A 23,516-nucleotide genomic window follows, 5' to 3' on the forward strand; every position below is an offset into this window, starting at 1 on the left:
ATTCACTGCCCCGGTGATTTGCCGGGAGGGGATGGATGCGGGGACAGGCCGGGTTTTGGGACATTGACGAGCGGTATGCTCGACTGAGCGAGGCGGGCGATCCTCTGGAAAAGCTGAACGCGGTGGTGCCATGGGAGGTTTTCCGAAAGCCGTTGGCCAAGGCGCTGAAACGCTCCGACGGCGCCAAGGGCGGCAGGCCGCCCTACGATGCGGTGCTGATGTTCAAGATCATGGTGTTGCAGGCGCTTTACAGTCTGTCGGATGATCAGGCCGAATTCCAGATCCAGGATCGGCTCTCGTTCATGCGTTTTCTCGGGTTGGGGCTGGGCGATCGCGTGCCTGATGCCAAGACGATCTGGCTGTTCCGCGAGCATCTCACACAAGCCCGCGCGGTGGAGAACCTGTTCGCCCGTTTCGACAAGCACCTCACCAGGGCCGGCTATCTTGCCATGGGCGGTCAGATTGTCGACGCCACCATCGTGGCGGCGCCGAAGCAGCGAAACACCGATGCCGAGAAGGCCGACATCAAAGCGGGCAAGATACCGGACGAGTGGAAAGACAAGCCCGCGAAGCTGCGCCAGAAGGATCGCGATGCGCGTTGGACGGTGAAGTTCTCGAAGGCCAAGGCGGCCGAGGATGGAAAGCCGCAACCGCGCGACATCGCCATTCCCGCCTTCGGTTACAAGAACCATGCCTCGATCGATCGCCGGCACGGCCTCATCCGTGGCTGGAATGTCACCAGCGCGGCGGCCTATGACGGCGCCCAGCTCCGCAATGTGCTCGACAAGAACAACACCAGTTCGACGGTCTGGGCCGACACGGCTTATCGCTCGAAGAAGAACGAGGAGTGGCTGGAGAAGAACGGCTACGTTTCCGACATTCATCAGAAGAAGCCGAAAGGTCGGCCGATGAGCGAGGCGACGTCGCGGGCCAATGGTCGGAGATCGAAAACCCGCGCATTCGTCGAGCACGTCTTCGCCCAGCAGAAGTCCAGGATGGGCCTGTTCGTCCGCACCATCGGTATCGCCCGCGCCAGAACCAAGATCGGCATGGCCAATCTCGCCTACAATCTCACCCGCTTCGTCTGGCACGAGGGGCGAACTGCGTCCGCATGACCGCGTGAGCGGCGAAAACCGCCGTCGCAACGCCAAAATCGGCGCCCTGCGCCGGCCTAAAGACCAAAACCGAAGCAATCGCCGCGCATCAGGCCGCGCCAGACCTCATCTCCGTCCTACCAGCGCCGAAATCCGGGTAGTTCGAGGCGTCCAACTGGTCGTGGACGAAGTCCATCGCCCAGGTCTCGTTGGGCCGCGTGGCTTCGCAACGGTCTTCCCGCAGCTTCGCCTTGACCCGCCGCTTCGGCGTCTTGTTCCGGAGCTGAAGACCCAAATCCCTGTAAATAGGATAGGTTCGCTTCATGTTGATGTCCCAGCCTTCGCGCTTGAGCATCACGTGAATACGCCGGTAGCCGTAGCGAACCCGCGTTGCGCAGATGTCCTTGATCCGAGCCTCGATGCCGGCCTGGTCGCGGCGGCGGGACTTGTAGCGATAGGTCGAAGTGTCGAACTCCAGAACCCGGCAGGCCCGCCGGATCGACACGTTCCAATCAGCACACGTCTCCGCCACCAGCTCGCGTTTGCGACCAGGCCTTACAGTTTTCGGCGGATGACGTCCTGGAGCATCTCCTTGTCCAGCGACAGGTCGGCGACGAGTTTCCGTAGCTTGGCATTCTCGTCCTCGAGCCGCTTCAGCCGCTTCATCTCCGTCGGCAGCAGCCCGTCGTATTTCTTTTTCCAGTTGAAGTAGGTCGCTTGACTAATCCCGGCGCGGCGACAAATCTCCGCAACCGGAATCCCGTCTGCCCCCTGCTTCAGAATGAACGCCTTCTGCGCGTCCGAAAACCTCGATGCCTTCATCGTTCTCCGCTCCCCCAGCCAGGAAAGCTAGCGCGGAAAACTCCAATTATGAACGGTCCAATTCTGTGGGTTCAGAGCAACCGCCGTCGAAAGCCGCTACGGACAAGTCAATCGCTTGGCGCAAACGATCGAGTGGCTCTCCGAAAACGATCGGGTACATCGCCTGCGAAACCAGAGCGATGGCGCGCGACATCGGACTGGAGCCGAGGACAACGCCCGGTACGGAGCCCGCAGTCAAACGGCATGGCAGAGGCCTTCGTAGGCCATGAAGCGCGACTACATCCGCATCTCACCCTGCCGGACGCCAGAACCGTAATGGAAAACCTTCCTTTGTGGATCGAGCGTTACAACACTCTTCATCCCCACAAAGCACTCGGCTATCGTTCACCCTGCGAGTTCATCGCAGAGCAAACCCAACCGTGATCGTGTCCGATCATTCAGGGGCAACAACAGTCGCCTGCCAGAACCCGAAAACTAATATTGACGTCATTTTGGTTATGTGCAAGCTTTCTCTCTCAGTGGCGGGCTAGCCACTGTAACATCAGCGCCGAGTTCGACTTGCAGGTTTTCCTGCCAGTGCGATTATGTGGCGCGTGGCATTCTCAAAACTGAACATTATTTCATCGCCTGAGATGGCTGTTGTCGGCATTTGGCCGCAGCCTCGAAGGAGGTGAAAGATCAATAAGGGGAACGCAATGAGAACATCACTAAAAAAAGCTCTGGTATTGTTTGCGGCAACCGCACTTTCAATCGGAGGGGCCTTTGCTGAAGACGATCCAATTGTATTGGGTATACCAGGGGGATTAAGTGGTGCAAACAGTGTCACCGCCCCCGCAGTGTTGCAGGCAATGGAGCTTGCGATTTCAGAAATTAATGACGCCGGAGGAGTGTTGAACAGGAAGTTCGCCATGGAACTTGCCGACAGTGCCTCGAGTGCCGCGGGAGCCCAGAAAGCGTATGACTATCTCGTGTTTCAAAAGAAAGTTAATGTCATAATTTCATCGGAACCAAGTTCGGCCAGAAACGCAGGGCTACCGATCATCACTAGAGGAAAAATCCCCTATATCTATACTTCGTTCTATGAGGGTGGGTCTTGCAACAAATATCAACATATTGATGCTTGGGTACCACAGCAGATGGTGTCTCTCATGGTCGACGCCTTTATGAAAGATAAGGGTGCCAAAACATTCTTCCTGGTTGGAAACGACTACGCCTTTGGCCGTGGCCTCCTAGGCGACACTAACAAGTACATCACGGAGAAGGGCGGCACCGTCGTCGGAGAAGAATATAATCCGATCGACGCGAGCGATTGGACGTCGATTATCAGCAAAATCCGTGAGGCCAATCCAGACGCCATTATAACGTCGACAGCAGCCGGCGCGCCGAATGTCACGTTTACGAAGCAACTGCGATCAGCTGGTGTGACCGCATTGTACGGGAATTATGCACTCGATGAAGGTACTGCAAAAAGCTTGGGTGCTGATGCAGAAGGTATTTATCTCGGTGGCACATACTACACCAGCATCGATTCTGAGAGTAACGCGAAGTTTCTGAAAGCATTAAAGGACAAATTTGGGGCCGAGACAAAAACCGCGAGCGAACTCTCGGTCCCTCAATATGATGCCATTCATCTCTATGCCCTAGCTGTCGCAAAAGCCGGCACAACGGACACCGATGCTGTTGTAAAGGCTCTGAGCGAAGTCACTTTCGATGGTCCGAGAGGTCCAATACAAATGTCGAAGCAGCGCCATGCACCGCTGACAATGTATCTCGCTCAGGTGAATGCTCAGGGCGATACTAAAATTATTAAGACAGAGCCAAATGTAGATCCGGGCGAGCAATGTCCTGATCTTTAATTCGCATACCTTGACACTTCGTTGGACCAAGGAATTTTTCCGCCCGTACAAACGTGTTGACCGAAATGCCTTCCTAGAGCGGTTCTGACAATTCAGTGAAAACCAGGATCGCTCTAGGCTCAACGTCAAATTCTCCAAAATCTAGCAGATAGATAACCAACATCGTCGCGCATGAGAGTTCTCCACGCTTGCGCGTTGGTGAATTTGGAATGTAGCGGCGCCCTGCGGATAGCTAAAACGAAAGAAAACTATGAGAAAGCATGAAAATCTTCCTAAGTCTACTCTCCGTGTAGCCCTCGACTGGGAGGTCGACGCCATTGATCCGCCCACTTCATTTGGCGGGTGGACTACCGGCAGAGTGGTTCAGCAGGTGTTCGAAAGTCTTTTTGAGGACGATCTGGAGGATGAGGCGGCCAACCCGACACGACTCATTCCCGCGCTTGCCACTTCGGTTGAAATCTCCAATGACGGACTTCAATACTTATTTCGCTTGCGAGACGGAGTGCGATTTCACGATGGATGTCGGTTCGACGCGGAGGCGGTACGGTTCAATATAGAACGCATGTGGAATCCCCAGGCTCCTCAATATTCCCCTGTGGCAGCAGATTATAACAGGATTGGTCTTGAAGCATTAAAATCGGTGGAAGTCCTCGACCCACTGTCGGTCCTGATGACGCTGGAGGAACCTTTTCCAGAGTTTCTTCGATACATGACGCAAGAGGATGCACCCGGTGCGCATGTCTATCTCAGCCCACAAGCACTGAAAATTCATGGAAACGCGGGTATCGCGGATCGTGCGCCAGGTACTGGCCCGTTTCGGTTTGATTGTCGCTTTTCAACGCGTTTCGGCAGTGGAGTCCGGCTGATTGGCAACAACGACTATTGGGGGGGAGTCCCTAGGCTAGATGGGATCGAATTTAAACCCTACCCGAAATCGGAAGATCGGTATGAAGCGTTGCTCAACGGAGAAGCCGATTTGGCTTATGGTCTTGAGGGAACCGATCTTGATGAGTTGAAGCGACGTGGCTTTGTTGTTGTCGACGGCCAAGTACCTCATGTTTGGTACTTTATTTTTAATATGCGAGATCCCGTTCTTTGTGACGTTCGCGTCCGTCATGCAATCGCGCATGCGCTCGACCGCGATGCGCTTTGCAACGACATTTTCAAGGGACATACAGTTGCCGCATCCGGCATGTTGCCTCCGGCCTCGCCAGCCTTTGATGGAACGTACTGTTTTCCTTATGAATATGATCCGGAACGTGCACGGCAACTTTTGAAGGAAGCAGGTGTAGCTTCCAATTGGCGTTTGCACATCATGTCGGCAAAGGCCGGCGGGGGGGATACTGTTCGGATCTGCGACTATCTTGCTACGAGTCTGGAAGCGGTTGGGTATGGCGCGGAAATCGTGTGGACAGAGGATTGGATTTCTTATTGCCACCAATGGCGATCTGGTTTGCCGGATGGCGTCGGTGTTTCGCATATGAGTTGGGGTATGTCTTGCGATGTTTGGCTGGACCAGGTGCTGCATTCACGAAATAGCTCGCCGCATGGGTTCAACGCAGGATATTATTCTAATCCAACAGTTGACAACTTGTTGGACAAAGCACGGCGATCACAGGATGACCTTCAGCGACTCCAGCTCTATCGGCGAGCCAATAAACAAATTATGGACGATTTACCGGTGCTACCAGTACTAAATTTGCGGCGTGGCAACGTTTGTTATCACCCGCGAGTCAAAGGGTTTTGCAATCCAAGTCAAGATTGGAATTCGTTCAAAAATGTATGGATAGATTCGAATATTTGATCCGACGGACATCGTTGCCACATATTATTAATGCGCCGCTTCAGGCCGCAGATTGTTGAGGTGAGCGGCTATGTTCCATCACGCAACGGAATGGTCGGGTATTGAGACGTTAGTCTCGAAAGGGTGACCTGCCACTGAACTGTCATCCAGCGGCGATTAGAGCCTCGACCGTTTCTGTTACGCCGTTTGGCGTGGGTTGAGCAATCGGCGCAGTGTTGGAGCCGGTTGCGGCGATAACCTCGGCGAAGGCCGCCGGGGTCTGGTAGCCGAGCGAGGAATGGGGTCTCGCGGTGTTGAAATCCTCCCTCCACTCGGCGATGGCGCTTCGGGCGTGGTCGAGGCCGAAAAACAGGCTTTCGTTCAAAAGCTCGTCGCGCATCCGGCCGTTGAAGGATTCGACGTAGCCGTTTTGCATCGGCTTGCCCGGCGCGATGTAGTGCCACTCGACGCGATGATCCTTCGACCAGGCGAGGATTGCGTTCGATGTGAACTCCGTGCCGTGGTCGGAGACGATCATGTCCGGCTTGCCGCGCTCGGCGATCAGGTCCGTCAGTTCGCGAGCGACACGGCGGCCGGAGATCGAAGTGTCCGGGATCGCGGCCAGACACTCCCGGGTCACGTCATCGACGATGTTCAGCACACGAAAGCGCCGCCCGCAGGCGAACTGGTCGTGCACGAAATCCAGCGACCAGCGTGCATTTGGCCGAGCCTGGACCAGGATCGGCGCTCGGGTGCCCTCGGCTCGCCGACGTGTCCGACGCTTGCGCACGGTCAGCCCTTCCTCACGGTAGAGCCGATAGATGCGATTGATCCCCGACGGCTCGCCTTCGCGCCTAAGCAGGATGAACAGCCGCCGATAGCCGAAGCGTCGGCGCTCGTTGGCAAGATCGCGCAACCTGGTGCGCAATCCCATCTCGGCCGGGCGCCTTGACTGGTAGCGGATCATCTTGCGATCGGCACCGACGAAGGAACAGGCCCGACGCTCCGACAGGCCCATGACGGCCTGCAGATGCGCGACGGCTTCGCGCTTGGCGGCGGGCCCTACCATTTTTTTGACAGAAGCTCGCGCAGCGCCGAGGCTTCCAGCATCTGATCGGCGAGCAGCTTCTTCAGCTTCGCATTCTCGTCTTCCAGGGCCTTCAGGCGTTTGGCGTCGGACACGTCCATCCCGCCATACTTCGCCTTCCAGTTATACAGCGTCGCCTCGGAAACCCCGTGCTTGCGAGCCAGATCGCCAGCCTTCGCGCCCGCCTCATGCTCGCGCAGAACCGCAATGATCTGCTCTTCCGTAAATCGCTTTCGCTTCATCAGTCCGTCCTTCGATCATGGGCCGGACTCTAATCTCAGATGGAGGAAAAACTCAGTGGCAGGTCAAAGACGCTGGAGGACGAGAACACGAAGCTGAAGCGGTTGCTGGCGGACGCGATGCTCGACAATGCTGCTTTGAAGGACCTTTTGGGAAAGAAGTGGTGACGCCCGCAGCCCAGCGGAACGCTGTCGCTCACCTGATGAACCAACATCGGATGAGCGAACGGCGGGCGTGTTGTCAGGCGAAATGAGAAATTGCCCCCCGGACGAAAGGAAGAACTGACCCCCTCTCTTTTGAGAGGACGGATAGATGACGACAGAGCTTTCGGCGACACCTGCATTCTCGGGGACAATGCAGGGAGAGGCGATGCTTCAAGCGGAAGAAGTTGTGGCGATGCTGCGCCTTCATGAACGAGGCTGGGGAGCGAAGCGGATTGCACAGGAGTTTGGCTGCGCGCGAAACACGGTTCGGCGATATCTTCGCGAAGGCGGTGTGATTGCCTATCGGCAACCTCGTCGTCGAACAGCCTTCGACGGATTGGATGATTGGCTTCGCGAGCGGTTTTTCCGCCATGGCGGCAATGCCGACGTTATCCGCCAGGAACTGGCGAGCGAACATGGGATCGTGATCGGTCTCCGCTCGGTGGAGTTACGAGTGCAGCGCTGGCGGCGGGAATTGAAGGCGCAGAAGCGCGCGACGATCCGCTTCGAGACAGCGCCGGGCCATCAGATGCAGATCGATTTTGGTGACACTCGCGTTTGGATCGGGGGTGAGCGGGTTCGAGTGCACCTGTTCGTGGGAACACTGGGCTATTCGCGGCGGATGCATATCCGGCCTTCGCTGCGTGAGCGTCAGGCGGACTGGTTTGAGGGGATGGAAGGCTCCTTCCTGCGTTTCGGCGGGGTTCCGGCGGAAGTTCTTCTGGATAATGCCAAAGCCCTGGTTGAGCATCATGACGCGGTGACGCGCGAGGTGAAGTTCAATGCCCGCCTGCATGCCTTTGCCCGATACTGGGGCTTCACGCCGCGAGCCTGTGCGCCATATCGGGCGCGGACGAAAGGCAAAGATGAGCGCGGGGTTGGCTACGTCAAGAAGAACGCGATCGCCGGCCGCCGGTTCGAGAACTGGGCTGCGTTCGAGGCCCATCTGGACCGGTGGATACGCGAGGTCGCCGACCAGCGGGAGCACGGCACGACCGGCATTGCGCCATCAGAGCGGTTTGCTGCTGAAGCTGGTGCGCTGCGCCCCTTGGCTGGCCGTGCGCCGTTCGGGCAATTGCGGGATCTGGTGCGCAAGGTCCAGGCCGACTGTGCGATCGACCTCGACACGAACAGCTACTCGGTGCCTTGGCGTCTGATCGGCGAGACCGTTCAGGTTGTCGTGCTGGCGGGCCGTGTGATCATCCGGCATGCGGGCCAGGTCGTTGCCGATCATGCTCTGTGCCGGGGAAGGCGACAACGCATCGTGGACCGGGCGCATTTTGTCGGTGTCGCCGGTGCCGATGGTGTGGTGCGGGCCGCCGCGCCCATCGACATTCTCCCTCCCACCCTGTTGCGTCCGCTTGCAGAATACGAGGCGGTTGTCGGAGGGGGCTGGTGATGACGACTGTGGATCACGACCTCCTGATCGCAACGCTCGACCGGCTGAAGCTGACAGCGATCCGCGACCAACTTGACACGCTGCTGGACGAGGCGGCGCGCTCGAAGATGACCTTGCGCGAGGCGCTGGCCTTCTTGGTGTCGCGCGAGATCGCTCGCCGCGACGAGCGGCGCATCTCCATGTCGAGCAAGCTGGCGCAGTTCCCGTTCGTACGCGAACTGGACAGCTTCGACTTCGATGCTCAGCCATCGCTGGATCAGGGTCAGATCAGGGAACTGGCTACCTGTCGCTGGATCGCGCACGGCGACACAGTCCTGTTCCTCGGACCTCCAGGCACGGGCAAGACCCATCTGGCTGTCAGTCTCGGCCGCGAGGCGATCCGCCAGAATTACAACGTGCAGTTCGTCACGGCCGCCACGCTGGTCGCAATGCTGGCCAAGGCACACAGCGACGGCACGCTCGACAAACAGTTGACGATCCTGTCGCGACCGAAGCTGCTGATCATCGACGAACTGGGCTATCTGCCCTTCGAGGCCAATGCCGCCCATCTGTTCTTCCAACTGGTGTCGCGGCGCTACGAGAAGGGCTCGATTCTGATCACCTCCAACCGTTCGGTGGGAGAATGGGGCAATGTCTTCGGTGATCCTGTGGTCGCCACCGCCATTCTGGACCGCCTGCTGCACCATTCGACGGTGATCACCATCCGGGGCGACAGCTATCGCCTGCGCGAAAAACGCCGGTCCGGCCTTCTGCAGAAAACCGGATCGGCGCCAGAGACCAACGAAACCACGAACCAATGAAAGGGGGGTTAGTTCTTCAATTCGAGAAAGGGGTCAGTTCCTGGATTCGCTTGACACGTGTAAAGCCATCGGCGTTTGCCGGATGACGGTTCGTTACGAAAGCAGCCGTATCGACGACCATGACCTTCGGGAGCGAATGAAGGCATTGGCACATGAGCGCCGCCGCTTCGGTTATCGACGCCTTCATGTGCTGCTCAGGCGCGAGGGCCACCTTGTGAACCACAAGCGGCTCTTCCGGCTCTATCGGGAGGAGAAGCTGACGGTGCGCAAGCGCGGCGGCCGCAAGCGAGCGATCGGCACACGCGCACCGATGCTGATCCCGATGGCAGCCAATGATCGCTGGTCGCTGGACTTCGTGTCGGATCAACTCACCGATGGGCGCAGGTTCCGGGTTCTTACGGTCGTCGACGATTGCACCAGAGAATGCCTGGGGCTCATCGCCGATACATCGCTTTCCGGCTTGCGGGTTGCCCGTGAGCTTGACCGGATCATCGAGGAACGCGGCAAACCCAGGATGATCGTCAGTGACAACGTCCTAAGAGCGGAAGGAAATGGAGCAGACGGTCAAAGTCTCTCTGTTCGCCAGCATGCTCTCGCTGCGTGACGCTGGTCAAGTCGGATGGTCGAACCAGGCGGCTTCCACCGGCAAGGGAAAAGGTCTCGTCCATAGCAAACACAGGGTACGCGTGATGGCGGCCCTCACCGTCCTCAACACGAGCTTCTGATCCAGGTGGAAGACCCGAACATTATCTACAGGGTCATCGAACCGATGCCCTCACGGCCCTAGCTGACAGAGGTTCTTCCACCTGGCACCCGCCCCTCGACGAAGGGCCGGTAATCGGAACCGCTTTTGACGACGGCGTGCACGACGCGCGCCATCTTGGCGGTAATAGCGGTCATCGCCTTGCGGCGCAGATTGGGATTGTCGCGATCTCGTGCGATGTAGCGTTCGAACTTGTGCCGGAAGCCGTTCTCACGCTGGCGGATGGCAACCTGCCCGGCGATCCATAGGGTGCGGCGCAGCCTGGCATTGCCAAACTTCGAAAGCCGGGTCTGGCCGCGATATTGGCCGGACTGCTGGGTCGACAGATCCAGTCCGCAGAACTTGAGAAACTGGCGATGGTGGTGGAAGCGGCGAAGATCTCCGGCTTCGGCGATGATCGTCAGTGCATTGATCGGCCCGATGCCGGGGATTTGCCGCAGGAGCTGATAATCCTGGCTGTGCCGCAGCAGTTCGTCGGCCTGGGCTTCGATCGCATTGCGTTGCCGGATCAGGCTACGTGCTTCGGCAATGACCATCCGGAACATGCGAATGGCAGGAGCGTCAAGCGGCAACGGCAGTCCAATCGATGTACGCGCCGTCTGGTAAATATCCATGAGAATCTGCGTCTTGCTGACCTTGCGGCCGACGACATCCCAGGCTGCTTTGACGAACTCCTCCTTCGTCAGCGCCGTGATGCTTGCCGGCGTCGGAAAGGCATCGAGGAAGGCGAAGAACCAATCGCTGCGGCTGTTTCCCCGGAAGCGCTCGATCTCGGGAAAATACAGCGGCAGGTAATGCGTCAGGATGCGGTGCTGGATCTCGGTCTTGGCCCTGGCGATCGCCTCATGCGTCTTCGACAGTTCCTGCACGTCGTTGATGCCGACGCGCAGCGGATCGTGGTAGACCTGCGTCGCTCGGATCCTCAGCATGTGCAGGATCACCTGCGCATCCTTGGGATCGTTCTTGTCCCAGCTGTTGTGCAAGGCCTCCCGGGTCCGGGCGAGCGCCAGTGACGACACCAGCCGCACCTCGAAACCGGCCTCAGCCAGACGCCAGGCAATGGGCCGGTGATAGTTCCCCGTCGCCTCAAAGGCGCAGACCACTACGGATCGGCCATACGCCAGCAGAACATCGATCAGCCGGTCGTGCTCAGCACGGCTGTTGAGGACCGAAAGCCGACGGCGGCGCTTTTGCCCTGATGCTTCGATCAGAACCTCATTGCGCACCTTGGCAATGTCGATCGCTACCAGCACGGCATCGGCGGGTGTAGAATCTGCAACGGTCATGGTCGGTCTCTCCGGAATGGGTTGTGAACACTCACATTCTAGAGAAACCTTGACTGACCATGGCCACCTCGACCGGTGCGCGCCTGCAGCGAAAAGCTGCGCGCACCGTCGTCTCGGCGGCTCCCTCTCTTCCTTCCGTAGGTGCTATGGCAGCGAATTCACCAGCAACGCGATCCTGCAATGGACGGATCGGACCAAGGTGGATTGGCACTACATCGCACCCGGAAAACCCATCCAGAACGCTTTCATCGAAAGCTTCAATGGACGGCTGCGAGACGAATTCTTGAATGAAACCCTCTTCTCGTCACTGACCCATGCTCGCTCAGCGCTTTCAACCTGGCGCAGCGATTACAACGATCATCGACCACATTCTGGCCTCGGCTGGCTGACACCTGCCGAGTTCGCTCAGACTATCAACCCGCGACGGGTTGCGGTGCTGCGCAGCCGAAATGGCGAAGGGATGGACCAATCTACAAATCGCAGCCACGATGGGTATCTAGGAAATCACCGTCAGTTTAGGAGCCTCTACAACAAAATCGGCGTCCATAATCCGGCGGCCGCAGATGCTCTATCTCTGCCGGCATGGAACGCTATTTTTTTCAATTCTTCTGGATAAGGTCAGCGCTTGGGCGATCTCGATTCTTAACTGGAAGGCAGGTTAAACGAAAGATCGCGCTAGGAAAGCAGAATACACCTCCACCAATCCCGCGCCGGCATGCGAATGAGGGGCTGTCGCACTGTATTCATTGACGAGACTCCGCTGTGAGCGTTTTCAATGATTTAGTCGTGTACTTAAATTGAGAATTTGTATTTAAAATGAGATTCGCCCTTGGCTCACTGCACTTATTGTGAGATTTTGCCCGCCTAACGTTTGGCGTGAGTTCTTTGCAGGCTGCATGAGCGACGATACCGAGAGTTACGAGGAAATGGCGCGCTGGAATGAGGCGTGTCGGCGCGAAGAGGCTATCCGCGGCCTCTTGGAGCGCTATCCAAAAAGCCTGAACGGTCAGGCCGTAGCGGATCTGGCCTGGGAACTGGATCTCAGCCGGGCCACTCTCTACAGGATGATCAAGCTGTTTCGAGCAGGTGGCACTGTAAGTTCACTGATGGACCGAAAGCGCGGGCGGCGCCAAGGACATCGTGCGCTCGACAAAGATCGAGAAGCCGTTGTGCGTCGAACGATCGAAGGCTTTTATCTCAAACCGGAACGCCCATCCTTCGCCCGGTTGGTTCGCGAGGTCCAGATCGACTGCACCACGGCCGGTCTTGCTCCCCCAAATTGGCGCACCATCAAATCCCGCGTGGAAGAGATCGATCTGCAGGTGAGGGGGCGTAAGCGCGGCGAGAGCGAGGTCGTCAAAGCAACAACCGCTACGCCGGGAAGTTTTTCGGCGTCGCGGCCGCTTGAGCTCGTTCAAATCGACCATACCAAGGTCGACGTATTCGTGGTCGACGAAGACACGCGTCAGCCGCTCGGACGTCCGTGGCTAACACTGGCATTGGACATCTTTTCTCGGATGGTTGTGGGCTTCTATCTGACGATGGGGGCGCCCTCGCGATTGTCGACAAGCTTATGCATACTGCACTCGGTCTTCGACAAGACCGCGTGGTTGCAGGAGAGGGAGATCCATGAAGCTTGGCCAGTGGCCGGGCTTCCTGGCACGATCCATGTCGACAACGGCTCTGACTTCCGGAGTCGTGCATTCGAACGCGCTTGCCGGGACAATGGCATAAAGCTCGATTGGCGGCCGCCGGGAACTCCCCATTTCGGCGGCCACGTCGAACGGTTGATCGGTACGCAGATGGGCGCGGTTCACCTGCTGCCGGGATCGACCTCCAGCAGCATCGAGGAAAGGCGCGAGTATGATGCCAAATGCCATGCCGCACTGACACTGCGTGAGCTGGAGCGCTACATCGCACTCGAGATCGTCGGGCAGTACCATCATGCTATCCATGGCGCACTGCGTCGGCCGCCGATTGCGGTCTGGCGGCAGCATGAGAATGAGTTGGTGTTGCGTCTGCCGAAAGACCGTATGCAGTTCTGGATCTCGTTCCTGCCGGAGACAGAGAGAACGTTGCGACCGACCGGCATCCATCTCTTCCATATCCGCTACTGGTCGCCCGCTCTGTCCGCCGACCTTGGACGGACCAAAGCCCGCCTGATTGTGAAATACGACCCCCGCGATCTGTCGCGCGTTTTTGTCAGGCGTCCCTCAGGCAACTTTGTGGAGGCGCGCTATGCCGATGTGACGCTTGCGCCGATTACATTGTGGGAGGCTCAGGCTGCACGGCGCAAACTCAACGCTGAGGGCAAGCGCGAAATCGACATGCATGTCCTTGTTCGTACAGCGCTTGCCCAGCGAGAACTGATCCAGGAGGCGAAACTCAAGACACAGGGGCGGCAGCGGCTTCCGAAACCGAATGTGGATGACGATGAACTGGGCTCGCTTCGCGGCGTGGATTCAAGCAAACCTGTTGCCTCCGTCGAAGATCTGGATTGAGCCGTTGACCCTGGATAACATCCATCTGACGCAAGCGGCCAAAGACTTCCTCGGCGAGCCCGACATTCTACGCGTTCGCGCAATCAAGGCTCGCCGCTGGATATTCTATCCGCGCGCCAAGCAGGCGCTCGATCGCCTCAATTTGCTTCTCGATCACCCTCGCGGCACGCGCATGCCCTCGATCGCGATCTACGGCGACAGCGGCATGGGCAAGACGATGATCATGGAGAAATTCTGCGACAATAATCCGGCATCTTTTGATCCGACGACCGGCGTACAGACTATGCCGGTTCTGGCTATCGAAATGAGCGGCAAGCCGGGCGAGCGGCGTTTATATGCCGAAATTCTGGCTGCCCTTGGCGCACCACAGGCACCCCGCGCCGACATTGTACAGATGGAGCAGGCGGCGTTGCGACTTCTGAAAACGGTCGGCGTCCAGGTTCTGGTCATCGACGAAATACACAACATTCTCGCCGGCTCATACCGAGAACAGCGGGTCGTGCTGAACACGCTGCGGTTTCTGAGCAATCGGCTTCAGATCTCACTGGTGTGCTTCGGCGTTACCGAAGCCCGCGAGGCGATAAGCGGCGACGTTCAGCTTGCCCGCCGGTTCAGCGAGTTGACCTTGAACCGATGGGCGGCCAACGAACAGTTCGAAGCGCTGGTTTCGTCCATATTGAGGAATATGCCGCTCCGCCGACCGACAGTGCTGACGCCGAAATCTCTGCGCCGAATTCTGCAGATCAGCGGCGGCATCACTGCAAATATTTTCCAGGCGATTACGAGCCTAGCGGCCGATTCGATTGAGAGCGGCATCGAGCACATCACCGATGAAGCGGTGGAAAGCTGGTCGCCGCCAGTCGGCGCCGAAACAGCGTATGCATGAACCGAGAACTCGGCAGCACGAGCGCGCTTCCGGTCATTCTCAAACCTGTGCCGGATGAGCTCCTGTCGTCATGGATTGCGCGCCATGCCGGTTTCTATGGCGTCTCCCCGCTCACAATGCTTCGTCATGCCATTCCGGAAGCAAAATCTTTGCGGCTGACCGATACAAAGCTGGGGCCAACCGACGCCGGCCACATTGCGAGGCTGTTTCGAACCCACTCGTCTGCAATTTTGGCAATGACCACATCAGGCTTCCCAAGTTCAGCAGCACGGCTCGTCGCGCCATGCGCTATTCAAAGTTGCTTCGCCTGTGCCGAACAAAACAGAGGGCAGGGCGCAACAACTGCGGTGCAGCGAAGCTGGACCGAGGGTTGGCGGATAACCTGCCCTGTCTGCGGACAACGGCAACAAGACAAAAGAGACGCAGCCTCGGCGCTGACAAGCTCGTCACTGTCATTCGAGGGTCTCTGGGAAGATGCCCTTCACGGTGAACGGCTCATCGATCAGGCGCTGAGGGGATCAGCTGCCGGTTGGGCATCGCCGATCGATATCGTCCGATTGCTGCTCGTGCGGCGATGTCCGAAGCCCTTTCGCCATGAGGTATCGATAGATCACTCCACCGTCCTTGGCGCCGTCGTCCAAGGTTTCGATGAGCGTGTGGCCGAGCAGGGCCTCCCACGACCAACTATTGCAAGACCCATCTTGCCGATCGGCCTCCGCATAGCACTGCTCGCGGGTATCTCAATCGTCTATCAAGAAGGTCCGAAACTGGTTGCCGAACTCCAGCACCAAACGCTGGGCGCCCACTATACGCGGTTCGCTTCGATAGGCGCTGGTATGTCGGTTACGAGAAGCTCCCCACTGCAGTTGAATTGAGACTCAGTGGCATCGAATCTCACCATTAGGTGCAGCGATCGCAAGAAGCCGGCACAATCTCACATTTAAGCGCAGCGCGACAGCCGGCCTGTTGCGTGTCTCCTCGAGCAGAACGACGTGGAAACCGAAAGCGGTCACTACCGGCGTTTGCGTGAACTGACCGGGCTGAAGTTGCGCGGCGGCCGCCTCGACCTCGGGCATGACCTGTCCTTCTGCGATGAAGCCGAGATCGCCGCCTTTGACCTTGGAGACCTCGTCGACCGAGCGTTCTTGGGCGAGCTCGGCAAATGGCCGGCCCGACCTCAGCGCCTCGATCACCTCCAGCGCCTCGCCTTCGCTGCGAAGCAGGATGTGCCGCAGGCGGCGTTCCGGCACCGGCGGGATTTTCCCCACCTGTTCGTCATAGGCCGACTTCACAGCTTCATCCGTCACGGCCGCGGCGACACGCTGTTCCAGGAAAAGCGAGCGCAGCGTCTGCGCCTCGAAGAAGGCCAGCTGTCGCTTGTAGGCGTCCTGGTCCGCGACATTGGCCTTGCGCGCCGCCTCCGCAACGATCCTGAGCTCGATCAGCGCGTCCACGAGCACGGAGCGCTTGGCATCTTCAGGCATCTGGCCAAGCTGAGGAGCATACATCTCCTCGGCGATGGCGAGGTCCTCGACTGTTATGTCCTGACCGTTGACGCGGCCGACGACGTTCGCGTCCTGCGCTCGGACAACCGGTGCGAGCGATATGGAAGCGGAGAGGATTGCCGCACCGATTGCGAGGCGCGCCTTCCATCCGGCGATCATGATTTTTCCTGTCATGCGACGCTCCTATTGTTTCCCGGCCGCGGCGTTCAGCGAATCGATGATCGCGCTGAAGCGCTCGAGGCTGAGCGCACCCTTCTGCATCTCGCCGTTGATGAAAAAGGTCGGCGTCGAATCGACTCCGAAGGATTTACCCGCTTCCGCCACCGCGTTGACCTGTTCGAGGAGGGTCTGGTCCTGCAGGCACTTTTCGAAATCGGCGGTGCTCATGCCCGTCATGCCCATGACAGACTTCAGCGCTGCCGTTCCGTCGGCCACGCGCGCCCAGTTGTCCTGAGTCCGGTAGAGCAGGTCGATCGTCGGATACCATTTGTCGTCGCCGGCGCAGCGCGCCAGCATGAAACCGCCCGACGAGCGCGGGTCGAAGGGGAACTCCCGCATGATGAACCGGACCTGGCCGGTATCGACATACTTCTTCTTGAGTTCCGGCCACACAGTCACATGGAAAGTCCGGCAATGCGGGCAGGTCAGAGACGCGTACTCGATGATGGTGACGGGCGCATCGGCAAGCCCAAAGCTCTTTTCGGGCAGCGGTCCCGGCGCCAGAAGCGCTTCCGGCGTGGGCTGCGCTGCAAGCAGCACAGGATAGGCGGCGACCATGCCGAAGGCGGCGGTGCCGAGAATGAGGTTGCGACGCTTCATGTCGGGTCCTTTCGAAAGAACTGATGGTGCAACCTCCAGCTACTGGAGGTGCAAGATGCGTTCAGGCAATCGCTCGTGTGCCGCCGCGGACGATGATCGGGGTCGGCGTGGCGACACGGTCGTAGAGGTCGATGATGTCCTGGTTCATCAGCCGGACGCAGCCGCTGGAGACCGCGTTGCCGATGGTCCAGTATTCCGGCGTGCCGTGCAGCCGGTAGAGCGTGTCTTCACCGTTCTGGAAAATGTAGAGCGCTCGCGCTCCGAGCGGATTGTCGAGCCCGGGCGGCTGGCCGCCATTGTCGGCGCTCCACTTTTCAAGTTCGGGCTGGCGCGCGATCATTTCGGCCGGGGGCGTCCACTTCGGCCATCGCTGCTTCCACTGGATCACGCCTTCGCCTGACCAGGTGAAACCCTGCCGGCCGAGACCCACCCCGTATCGCATCGCCTTGCCGCCGGGCCTGACGAGGTAGAGGTAGTAGGATCGCGTATCGACGACCACTGTGCCGGGACGTTCGCCGGTCGGATCGTCGACGAGCTGCCTGTAGAAGCGCCTGTCGACCTTGGTCAGGTCGACCGCCGGGATCGGAAAGTCCTCCTCCGGCATCGCCCGGTACATGGATGCGTATGAAGGGTCGGTGGCGGGCTTGTCAGGCTCGGGGTCCGTGGACTGGTTGCTGGTGGTCGAGCATCCGGGCAGGATCAGCCCGCCGGCGGCTGCCGCACCGACGCTCAGGAATTGTCTGCGGGAAAAAGGTGTTGGGACGTCTCTGAATGTCACTGTTACGCTCACAAATAGGTCGTCGGGAATCCAGCGCTTGCGGGACTAGCGATGCCGGGGAAAAGAAACGACCATCGGAGCGCATCATGCGGCGGGGCATTCCCGGCCCCATGGCGCAACCGATCGTTCTTGATGCGAGACGCTATCGGGGAGGGGGGACGACCTGGGAGACAAGTCCGGAAAGAATGGGGCGCGCGTACCTTTCCGGGGGCGAACGGTGCGCCTCACGGAGTACCGGAGCGTGCCAGGCGGCAAGCCAGCTGCAGCTGTCATGGCATTTCGTCGCCGCGTCGGGAGACATAGGCGCGGTCTCGTCCTCAGCGGTGCCTATCGCATCATCCGGCAGAACGGTCACGATCGTAGACGGTTCGTCGATGGCGGCGGCGGACGGCAGCGCGGCATGCAGGCTGACGAAACAGAACAGGAGAAGAGCGAGCAGCGTTCGGGCCATCGCGTCACTCGTCCGGGGAGTGTGGATCGGCCAAGGCCGCGTCGGGACGGCTGATAGGCACGGATGTCAGCGACGTCCGCTTGGCCAGCGCGGACTCTCCGCTGCGCTCGAGCAGCTTACGGAAGCTCGGATGCATGCCGCCATCGGCGTAGGCATGAGCCGAAAATGCGCTGCCGGTCGAAAGGAGATTGTCCGTCGCGAGGCGGTCGGACTGCTGCCGGGCGGCGACAAGAGGATCGTCCGCGTTCAGCGCTGGCGGACATGCCGCCAAGGCACTTTGCGGCTCACCGCCATCAAACTCCCTGTCGAAGACGTAGCGTCCCTCGCAATAGGAGACCTTCGGCTGCCGGCGCGTGACCTCGAAAATGTCGTAGCCCTGCTTGAGGTCCGACCAGAAGGCGAAGTTCGGGTCGTTTCGGTTCTTCGCCATGTTCTGCGGCGTCATCCGGAACGGAAATGCCTGGACCTGGAAAGAACCCTGGCCGCCTTTCAGGGCCTCGCGAGCGACCGCGTAGATCTCGCCGACACCCTCATCGGTCAGCGCATAGCAGCCCGAGGACGAGCAGGCCCCATGCACCATAAGCGCCTCGCCGGAATATCCCAAAGCCGCTTCGAGCTTATTCGGATAGCCGAGGTTGAAGGACAGGTAGTATTGGGACTTGGGATTCAGCATGCCGGCGGAAACATGGTAGAAACCCTCTGGCGCCTGCCGGTCGCCGTTTTCTTTCTTGGGCCCAAGCTTTCCTGACCACCGGCACATCGGATAGGTCTTGAGCAGCGCGAACCTGCCGCCGCGGTCGCGCTTCCAGATCTCCAGTTCGCTTTCCTGCTTGAATATCCTGACGAGGATGGGCGCGGAGGGCGACATCGACTTGCGCGACATCTCCGCCACGAGCTTGGCGGGAATATGCTGCGTCGCCTTGCCGTCGACATCCAGAACAGTGGACACGCAGGCGCTCAGTAAGAGCGCGAGCGCTGCAATCCCTCCCATTCTGGCGGCCGTCAACATCATCGCAAACCATGTCTTGCGGCACGCACCACTATCTCGACGGCCGTTCGTATTGTCCGCCTATCATAGTTAAGATGATGTTTCCGCCCACAAATGCGCGAGCGGCAAAGGACCGCAGCGGCACCGAAGTTCATCCAGGCCCAGGAAATGGCGGTTGCGCAATCGAGCAGAAACGCCAGAGATTAAACAGGCCACATAGGGAAGGCGTTCGCAATGCATCCGGGAAGATCTATACTGTCGATCGTCGCCGCGCTGCTCTTTTCCTTCGTCGTGCCGCTCTTCGGGTACATCTATCTCGGACCGCTTTATCCGGCACTGTTCCTGATCGGATATCTCGGCGGATTTTTCCTCTGGCTGTTTGTGCCGGCGCGTGCGCCATGGGTGTCGATCAGGATGCCGTATTGGCTGACGTTGCTCGCGTTTCTCTTCCTGCACAAGCTCGAGGAAAATCGCATGGCGTTCTTCGAGGTAGTCTCCGATCGGATCACGCGAACGCCGATCCCGGACGTGTCGGTGGGGCTTGTCCTGGCTCTGCTGGTCATTCCGGTCGGCACGTGGCTTGCCGTTCCCGTGCTCATGTCGCGCGACCAGGAGTTTGGCCGCTATCTCGCCTGGACGTTCTTCGCATCGATGGGGATCACCGAACTCGCCCATTTTGCCCTGCCGCTGCTGACCGATGATGCCTACGGCTACTTCCCCGGTATGGCGAGCGTCGTCGTGCTTGCGCCGCTTGCGTGGTGGGGTATCTGGCGCCTGGCCCGCCCCGCCGCGTGACGCTCGATCCGTCTCGGTCGATTGAAGGTGCGAAACCACGCTTGGACCGAGCCGCGTCCGACCGTCGTCGAGTCCCACGGCGCAACGAAAGGCCGCATGGCCACGCCTGCGAGCCGTCGGTAGGCTCCTTCAAAGAAGACAAGATGCGACGGAGTGCCCCAGGTTTGGATCACATCAGCACCGAGGAAAGCCGCGCGCTTGGCCGTCGTAGAGCGAGAATGAACTGGGTGGTCTTTTCCCTGCTGGCTGCCTTCGTCGTTGGCGTATTCGTCCTGAGCTTCACCCACATCCGCAGTGAAACCAGTAACCCTCCTGAAGCCGCCGCGGGTTCGGAGTAACAGATCGATCACCGACGCTTGAGTGGCGCAGCGCCGAATGGGAGGAGACAGTGGGCCCAAGCAGTTCGGATTTGGTTCACGTTCATGGTTTTGCGCCTGGGAGTATTTCTGGCTGCCGGCTCGACGGCATATGTGACGCTGGCCAGCGTGTTCTGGGCGGTGTGTGTCATACTCGGCCACAACACGATGGAAATGCTCTACGGTGGGACTGCCGTCTATCTCTTCACGCTCGCCTTTGCGCTGGAAGGGGCCTGGTTCTTGCCAGAGGAAATCAGAAACTCGTCTGCATTCACCAGACTGACCCAACGGTCCCCTTCGGACTGACGCTTGAACGAGCGGATCGATCAGCCCGGATTGATATCGCCCTCCGCGTGACGATGTCTTGTCAGTAGGTCGCGTGATCGGAGGACTTCGGCCTCGACGATCAATTCGTCGCCACTCTCGAAAACCAGTGTGAGGCCGCTCTTTGCCTGATCCCCAGTTGCCTGATCCCCAAGTGTCGATACCGGTTCCTCCATGCGAAGACGAATGCCGTTCGAACGCATCGACAGCTCTGCATGCCCGGTATCGGAAGCACGCTGCCGGACGGCAGTTCGTTCGTGTCTCCCGAGTTGAATTCGGTCCGGACGATTGTGACCCGCCCGAAAAGCTCGCTTCGCACCGAGGCCAGCGCGACCTGCATCTGCGTTCCGTTCCAGATCGTCAGATAGCCTTCAGCGGCGTCGCTGCTATCGTCTGGAACGAGGATTTCGGCGTGCTCGACTGTCAAAAGCTGCGGAGGAGTTAAATGATCAAATGTGCCGTCGGCCGCCTTTGCGAAAACGGCTGAAAGGGGCAAGGCAAAGGCTATGACCGCCAACAGTGACTGGTTCATAATGTCGTTTACCCCTCTCCAATGCTTTTTGTCGTCGACCACGATCTGGGCGACGCTGTGAATTTGCCGCCTGCGCCATGCGGCAATTGCGCGCGTTTGTCCGGCGGTCGATGTGGGCATAATAGCTATAGCCACTGGAGATAGAGAATGTTCACGATTGGAGATCTGTCACGCCAGACGAGCGTCAAAGTCCCGACCATTCGCTACTACGAGCAAATGGGTCTGATGACGGCTGCGGAACGCTCGGAAGGCAATCAGCGCCGCTATGAATCCCGGGACCGGGATCGCCTCTCATTCATCAAGCATGCGCGCGATCTTGGCTTTACGATCGAGGCAATCCGGGAACTCCTCGCGCTGAACGCCCACCCGGAAAGCCCGTGCGTTGACGCCCACCATATTGCGGATCGGCAGCTGCAGTTGGTTCGGAACAAGATCGCCAAGCTTCGGCGCCTCGAAAAGGAACTGGATCGCATAACGACGCGGTGTGACGGCGATCACATCAAGGATTGCTATGTGATCGAGTCGCTTGCGAACCATGAGCTCTGCCGCAGCGATCATTGAAGATTGGTCGATGGCCCGGCATAGTCGGGTGCGATCGGACCCTAGCGCCGTAGGATGACCGGAACGCCTCGAGCGTCTCGGCGCTGACGTGATGCTCGATACCCTCGGCATCTATGCGCGCCGTTTCGGGACTGATGCCGAGCGCGCACAGGAACGACTCCACAACCTGGTGCCGTTCGCGGCTGACGCGAGCAAGTTCCTTGCCTTCATCCGTCAGAAACACGCCGCGATAGGGTCGGTACTGAATCATGCCATCTGCAGCAAGCCGCTTGAGCATCTTCGCGACCGTCGGCTGCGCCACCCCGAGCCTTGAGGCAATGTCGACCTGACGCGCTTCGCCGTCTATGGTCGATGAGGTCGGCAATCAGCTCAACATAGTCCTCGATCAGTTCGGTCCGGCGGTTGCTTCGGGTCTGTCGGAAGCTTTCCACCTGCGTGCCGGCATCCAATAGTCCCGCCGATGTTTCATCGCTCGCCGCTCGATCGTTCATTGTTCCACTTTATCGCTTTCACGGGAAATATCATAGCCGAAGCTATATCTCATTACACGCAGACAGTCATGTCATGGTTAGCTGATATAGCCATTGCTATCTTCAATGGGTGTGCTTTCCTTATTTGCAGCTGCTAAGTGGGAGAGGCTGGGTGAGGAACTGGCTGGCATTCGATCTCAAACGTCGAGGACTCATCGGTGCGGGGTTGTTCGCGGCCGGTGGGGCAGCGCTCAGCGGCCGCTCCGCGCTTGGGCAGACGGCGCATCCGGCAGGCCACGCTGCAAACCCTGCCGCGCAGGGTGACGCCACGGCTTCACCCCATCGCATCGCCCATGGCGCGATGATTACTGTCGGCGACGTCGACGACAAGCGAAACGGCTTCGATCCGACCGCCATGCTGACGGAGTGGGACACCGGCAGCGTCTCGACCCTTTCCGACGGCCGACGCCTGCGCACCTTCGAGGTGACGGCCGAGGACAAGGAGATCGAGATAGCTCCCGGCGTCATGTTCCCCGCCTGGACGTTCAACGGCCGCGTACCCGGGCCTGCCTTGCGCGCGATCGAGGGAGAGCGGCTGCGGATCGTGTTTCGCATTTACGGCTCGCATCCGCACTCGATGCATTTCCATGGCATCCATGCAGCCCGCATGGACGGCGTTCCGGGGGCCGGCCTGATCGGTCCCGGCGAGGAGTTCGTCTACGAGTTCGACGCGAACCCGTTTGGCTGTCACCTCTACCATTGCCACGCGCTGCCGCTTGGCGCGCCACATCCACAAGGGCATGTACGGGCTGTTCGTCGTCGACCCCGATCCCCAGCGACATCCCGACTTCGCGGACGTGGCGCGGTCCCGCCTGCTCGGCACGCCGGAAAACGCCCGCTGGCAGGAACTGGCAATGGTGATGAACGCCTTCGACACGACCTTCGACGGCGAGAACGAGTTCTATGCCTGCAACACCATCGCGCACTGCTATGCAAAGAAGCCGATCAGGATCGAGAAGCAGCGTCCAGTCCGCGTCTATCTCATGAACATCACCGAGTTCGATCCGATCAACTCGTTCCACCTGCACGCCAACTTCTTCGACTATTACGATCAGGGCACGACGCTGACGCCGACGCTGAAGACCGTTGACGTCATCATGCAGTGCAAGCCCAGCGGGGCATTCTGGAATTCACCTTCGCGGACCATGAGCCGGGTC

18 protein-coding genes and 8 pseudogenes are annotated in these 23,516 nt (G+C 59.2%); 16 read left to right on the plus strand and 10 right to left on the minus strand.

Annotation, left to right across the window (positions count from 1 at the left end; translation table 11 throughout):
- The first annotated feature begins 35 nt into the window (after positions 1-35).
- Positions 36-1,115, plus strand: a complete 1,080-nt coding sequence (locus tag B9Z03_RS01015) for an IS5 family transposase (RefSeq protein WP_056241440.1) — start codon at positions 36-38, stop codon at positions 1,113-1,115.
- A 151-nt stretch (positions 1,116-1,266) separates the two neighbouring features.
- Here B9Z03_RS01015 and B9Z03_RS01020 read toward each other — a convergent pair.
- Positions 1,267-1,916: pseudogene (locus B9Z03_RS01020) on the minus strand (transposase); the annotation flags it as partial.
- Between the two features lie 243 nt (positions 1,917-2,159).
- On the opposite strand from B9Z03_RS01020, the gene B9Z03_RS29680 reads away from it, so the two are divergent.
- From B9Z03_RS29680 to B9Z03_RS01035, 3 genes are all read left to right on the plus strand, one after another.
- Entirely contained in the window at positions 2,160-2,339 is a 180-nt protein-coding gene (locus B9Z03_RS29680; RefSeq protein WP_162252027.1) for an integrase core domain-containing protein, read from the plus strand.
- Between the two features lie 272 nt (positions 2,340-2,611).
- Entirely contained in the window at positions 2,612-3,772 is a 1,161-nt protein-coding gene (locus B9Z03_RS01030) for a substrate-binding protein (RefSeq protein ID WP_085462501.1), read from the plus strand.
- A gap of 250 nt (positions 3,773-4,022) precedes the next feature.
- Complete coding sequence (locus tag B9Z03_RS01035; protein WP_082549676.1) at positions 4,023-5,576, plus strand: ABC transporter substrate-binding protein; 1,554 nt, start codon at positions 4,023-4,025, stop codon at positions 5,574-5,576.
- Positions 5,577-5,718: 142 nt separating this feature from the next.
- Here B9Z03_RS01035 and B9Z03_RS01040 read toward each other — a convergent pair whose 3' ends face one another.
- Positions 5,719-6,765 carry an IS3 family transposase gene (locus B9Z03_RS01040; protein ID WP_244561617.1) on the minus strand — a complete coding sequence of 349 codons (1,047 nt, stop codon included), beginning with the start codon at positions 6,763-6,765 and terminating at the stop codon, positions 5,719-5,721.
- Positions 6,732-6,884 (minus strand): annotated as a pseudogene (locus B9Z03_RS30105) (transposase); the annotation flags it as partial. The pseudogene B9Z03_RS30105 and the gene B9Z03_RS01040, both read right to left, overlap by 34 nt.
- 60 nt (positions 6,885-6,944) lie before the next feature.
- On the opposite strand from B9Z03_RS30105, the pseudogene B9Z03_RS29215 reads away from it, so the two are divergent.
- The 4 genes and pseudogenes from B9Z03_RS29215 to B9Z03_RS01055 form a co-directional block, all read left to right on the plus strand.
- Positions 6,945-7,120, plus strand: a pseudogene (locus B9Z03_RS29215) (IS3 family transposase); the annotation flags it as partial.
- Between the two features lie 74 nt (positions 7,121-7,194).
- Entirely contained in the window at positions 7,195-8,484 is a 1,290-nt protein-coding gene (gene istA, locus B9Z03_RS01045; RefSeq protein ID WP_085462502.1) for an IS21 family transposase, read from the plus strand.
- Positions 8,484-9,284 carry an IS21-like element ISSme2 family helper ATPase IstB gene (gene istB, locus B9Z03_RS01050; protein ID WP_056242128.1) on the plus strand — a complete coding sequence of 267 codons (801 nt, stop codon included), beginning with the start codon at positions 8,484-8,486 and terminating at the stop codon, positions 9,282-9,284. The genes istA and istB overlap by 1 nt, the downstream gene beginning before the upstream one ends.
- Positions 9,285-9,342: 58 nt before the next feature.
- Positions 9,343-9,816 (plus strand): annotated as a pseudogene (locus tag B9Z03_RS01055) (DDE-type integrase/transposase/recombinase); the annotation flags it as partial.
- A 226-nt stretch (positions 9,817-10,042) separates the two neighbouring features.
- Here B9Z03_RS01055 and B9Z03_RS01060 read toward each other — a convergent pair.
- A pseudogene (locus tag B9Z03_RS01060) lies at positions 10,043-11,333 on the minus strand (IS110 family transposase).
- A gap of 148 nt (positions 11,334-11,481) precedes the next feature.
- Between B9Z03_RS01060 and B9Z03_RS29220 the strand changes: the two are divergent.
- The 4 genes and pseudogenes from B9Z03_RS29220 to B9Z03_RS01080 all read left to right on the plus strand — a co-directional run.
- Positions 11,482-11,775: pseudogene (locus tag B9Z03_RS29220) on the plus strand (integrase core domain-containing protein); the annotation flags it as partial.
- A gap of 454 nt (positions 11,776-12,229) precedes the next feature.
- On the plus strand, positions 12,230-13,834 hold the full coding sequence (locus B9Z03_RS01070; RefSeq protein WP_056242627.1) for a Mu transposase C-terminal domain-containing protein: 1,605 nt from the start codon (positions 12,230-12,232) through the stop codon (positions 13,832-13,834).
- A gap of 4 nt (positions 13,835-13,838) precedes the next feature.
- Positions 13,839-14,720: a TniB family NTP-binding protein gene (locus B9Z03_RS01075; RefSeq protein ID WP_056242642.1), complete on the plus strand. Its 882-nt coding sequence runs from the start codon at positions 13,839-13,841 to the stop codon at positions 14,718-14,720.
- Complete coding sequence (locus tag B9Z03_RS01080) at positions 14,717-15,595, plus strand: TniQ family protein (RefSeq protein ID WP_056242624.1); 879 nt, start codon at positions 14,717-14,719, stop codon at positions 15,593-15,595. Before B9Z03_RS01075 ends, B9Z03_RS01080 begins: the two co-directional genes overlap by 4 nt.
- 3 nt (positions 15,596-15,598) lie before the next feature.
- On the opposite strand, the gene B9Z03_RS01085 is transcribed toward B9Z03_RS01080, so the two are convergent.
- The 4 genes from B9Z03_RS01085 to B9Z03_RS01105 all read right to left on the minus strand — a co-directional run bounded on the left by B9Z03_RS01085 (position 15,599) and on the right by B9Z03_RS01105 (position 19,285).
- Positions 15,599-16,399: a foldase protein PrsA gene (locus B9Z03_RS01085; protein ID WP_244561611.1), complete on the minus strand. Its 801-nt coding sequence runs from the start codon at positions 16,397-16,399 to the stop codon at positions 15,599-15,601.
- A gap of 9 nt (positions 16,400-16,408) precedes the next feature.
- Positions 16,409-17,044 (minus strand): DsbA family protein, encoded by a 636-nt coding sequence (locus tag B9Z03_RS01090; protein WP_085462504.1) that lies wholly within the window; start codon positions 17,042-17,044, stop codon positions 16,409-16,411.
- A gap of 61 nt (positions 17,045-17,105) precedes the next feature.
- Positions 17,106-17,822 (minus strand): L,D-transpeptidase family protein, encoded by a 717-nt coding sequence (locus B9Z03_RS01095; protein WP_085462505.1) that lies wholly within the window; start codon positions 17,820-17,822, stop codon positions 17,106-17,108.
- Between the two features lie 455 nt (positions 17,823-18,277).
- Positions 18,278-19,285 (minus strand): L,D-transpeptidase family protein, encoded by a 1,008-nt coding sequence (locus B9Z03_RS01105; RefSeq protein ID WP_176247386.1) that lies wholly within the window; start codon positions 19,283-19,285, stop codon positions 18,278-18,280.
- Positions 19,286-19,495: 210 nt separating this feature from the next.
- Between B9Z03_RS01105 and B9Z03_RS01110 the strand changes: the two genes are divergently transcribed.
- Positions 19,496-20,056: an HXXEE domain-containing protein gene (locus B9Z03_RS01110; RefSeq protein ID WP_176247387.1), complete on the plus strand. Its 561-nt coding sequence runs from the start codon at positions 19,496-19,498 to the stop codon at positions 20,054-20,056.
- 422 nt (positions 20,057-20,478) lie between these two features.
- Positions 20,479-20,718: a hypothetical protein gene (locus tag B9Z03_RS29685; protein ID WP_176247388.1), complete on the plus strand. Its 240-nt coding sequence runs from the start codon at positions 20,479-20,481 to the stop codon at positions 20,716-20,718.
- 100 nt (positions 20,719-20,818) lie between these two features.
- Here the strand turns inward: B9Z03_RS29685 and B9Z03_RS01120 are convergent, their stop codons facing one another.
- Positions 20,819-21,388, minus strand: a complete 570-nt coding sequence (locus B9Z03_RS01120; RefSeq protein ID WP_085462508.1) for a copper chaperone PCu(A)C — start codon at positions 21,386-21,388, stop codon at positions 20,819-20,821.
- Between the two features lie 27 nt (positions 21,389-21,415).
- Between B9Z03_RS01120 and B9Z03_RS01125 the strand changes: the two genes are divergently transcribed.
- Positions 21,416-21,829, plus strand: coding sequence for a MerR family transcriptional regulator (locus tag B9Z03_RS01125; protein ID WP_085462509.1), 414 nt, complete (start codon positions 21,416-21,418; stop codon positions 21,827-21,829).
- A 55-nt stretch (positions 21,830-21,884) separates the two neighbouring features.
- Here the strand turns inward: B9Z03_RS01125 and mntR are convergent.
- Positions 21,885-22,320: pseudogene (gene mntR, locus B9Z03_RS01130) on the minus strand (manganese-binding transcriptional regulator MntR); the annotation flags it as partial.
- Between the two features lie 151 nt (positions 22,321-22,471).
- On the opposite strand from mntR, the pseudogene B9Z03_RS01135 reads away from it, so the two are divergent.
- Positions 22,472-23,516, plus strand: a pseudogene (locus B9Z03_RS01135) (multicopper oxidase domain-containing protein); the annotation flags it as partial.

It is taken from the genome of Mesorhizobium australicum (assembly GCF_900177325.1).
Lineage (GTDB): Bacteria > Pseudomonadota > Alphaproteobacteria > Rhizobiales > Rhizobiaceae > Mesorhizobium_A > Mesorhizobium_A australicum_A.

Bases quoted from the DNA above. Each gene is read 5' to 3' on its own strand.
- B9Z03_RS29680 (WP_162252027.1), top strand. From the start codon at position 2,160: ATGGCAGAGGCCTTCGTAGGCCATGAAGCGCGACTACATCCGCATCTC.
- B9Z03_RS01085 (WP_244561611.1), bottom strand. From the start codon at position 16,399: ATGACAGGAAAAATCATGATCGCCGGATGGAAGGCGCGCCTCGCAATC.
- B9Z03_RS01030 (WP_085462501.1), top strand. From the start codon at position 2,612: ATGAGAACATCACTAAAAAAAGCTCTGGTATTGTTTGCGGCAACCGCA.
- B9Z03_RS01125 (WP_085462509.1), top strand. From the start codon at position 21,416: ATGTTCACGATTGGAGATCTGTCACGCCAGACGAGCGTCAAAGTCCCG.
- B9Z03_RS01035 (WP_082549676.1), top strand. From the start codon at position 4,023: ATGAGAAAGCATGAAAATCTTCCTAAGTCTACTCTCCGTGTAGCCCTC.
- istA (WP_085462502.1), top strand. From the start codon at position 7,195: ATGACGACAGAGCTTTCGGCGACACCTGCATTCTCGGGGACAATGCAG.
- B9Z03_RS01090 (WP_085462504.1), bottom strand. From the start codon at position 17,044: ATGAAGCGTCGCAACCTCATTCTCGGCACCGCCGCCTTCGGCATGGTC.
- B9Z03_RS01110 (WP_176247387.1), top strand. From the start codon at position 19,496: ATGCATCCGGGAAGATCTATACTGTCGATCGTCGCCGCGCTGCTCTTT.
- istB (WP_056242128.1), top strand. From the start codon at position 8,484: ATGACGACTGTGGATCACGACCTCCTGATCGCAACGCTCGACCGGCTG.
- B9Z03_RS01070 (WP_056242627.1), top strand. From the start codon at position 12,230: ATGAGCGACGATACCGAGAGTTACGAGGAAATGGCGCGCTGGAATGAG.
- B9Z03_RS01080 (WP_056242624.1), top strand. From the start codon at position 14,717: ATGAACCGAGAACTCGGCAGCACGAGCGCGCTTCCGGTCATTCTCAAA.
- B9Z03_RS01105 (WP_176247386.1), bottom strand. From the start codon at position 19,285: ATGATGTTGACGGCCGCCAGAATGGGAGGGATTGCAGCGCTCGCGCTC.
- B9Z03_RS29685 (WP_176247388.1), top strand. From the start codon at position 20,479: ATGGTTTTGCGCCTGGGAGTATTTCTGGCTGCCGGCTCGACGGCATAT.
- B9Z03_RS01015 (WP_056241440.1), top strand. From the start codon at position 36: ATGCGGGGACAGGCCGGGTTTTGGGACATTGACGAGCGGTATGCTCGA.
- B9Z03_RS01120 (WP_085462508.1), bottom strand. From the start codon at position 21,388: ATGCCCACATCGACCGCCGGACAAACGCGCGCAATTGCCGCATGGCGC.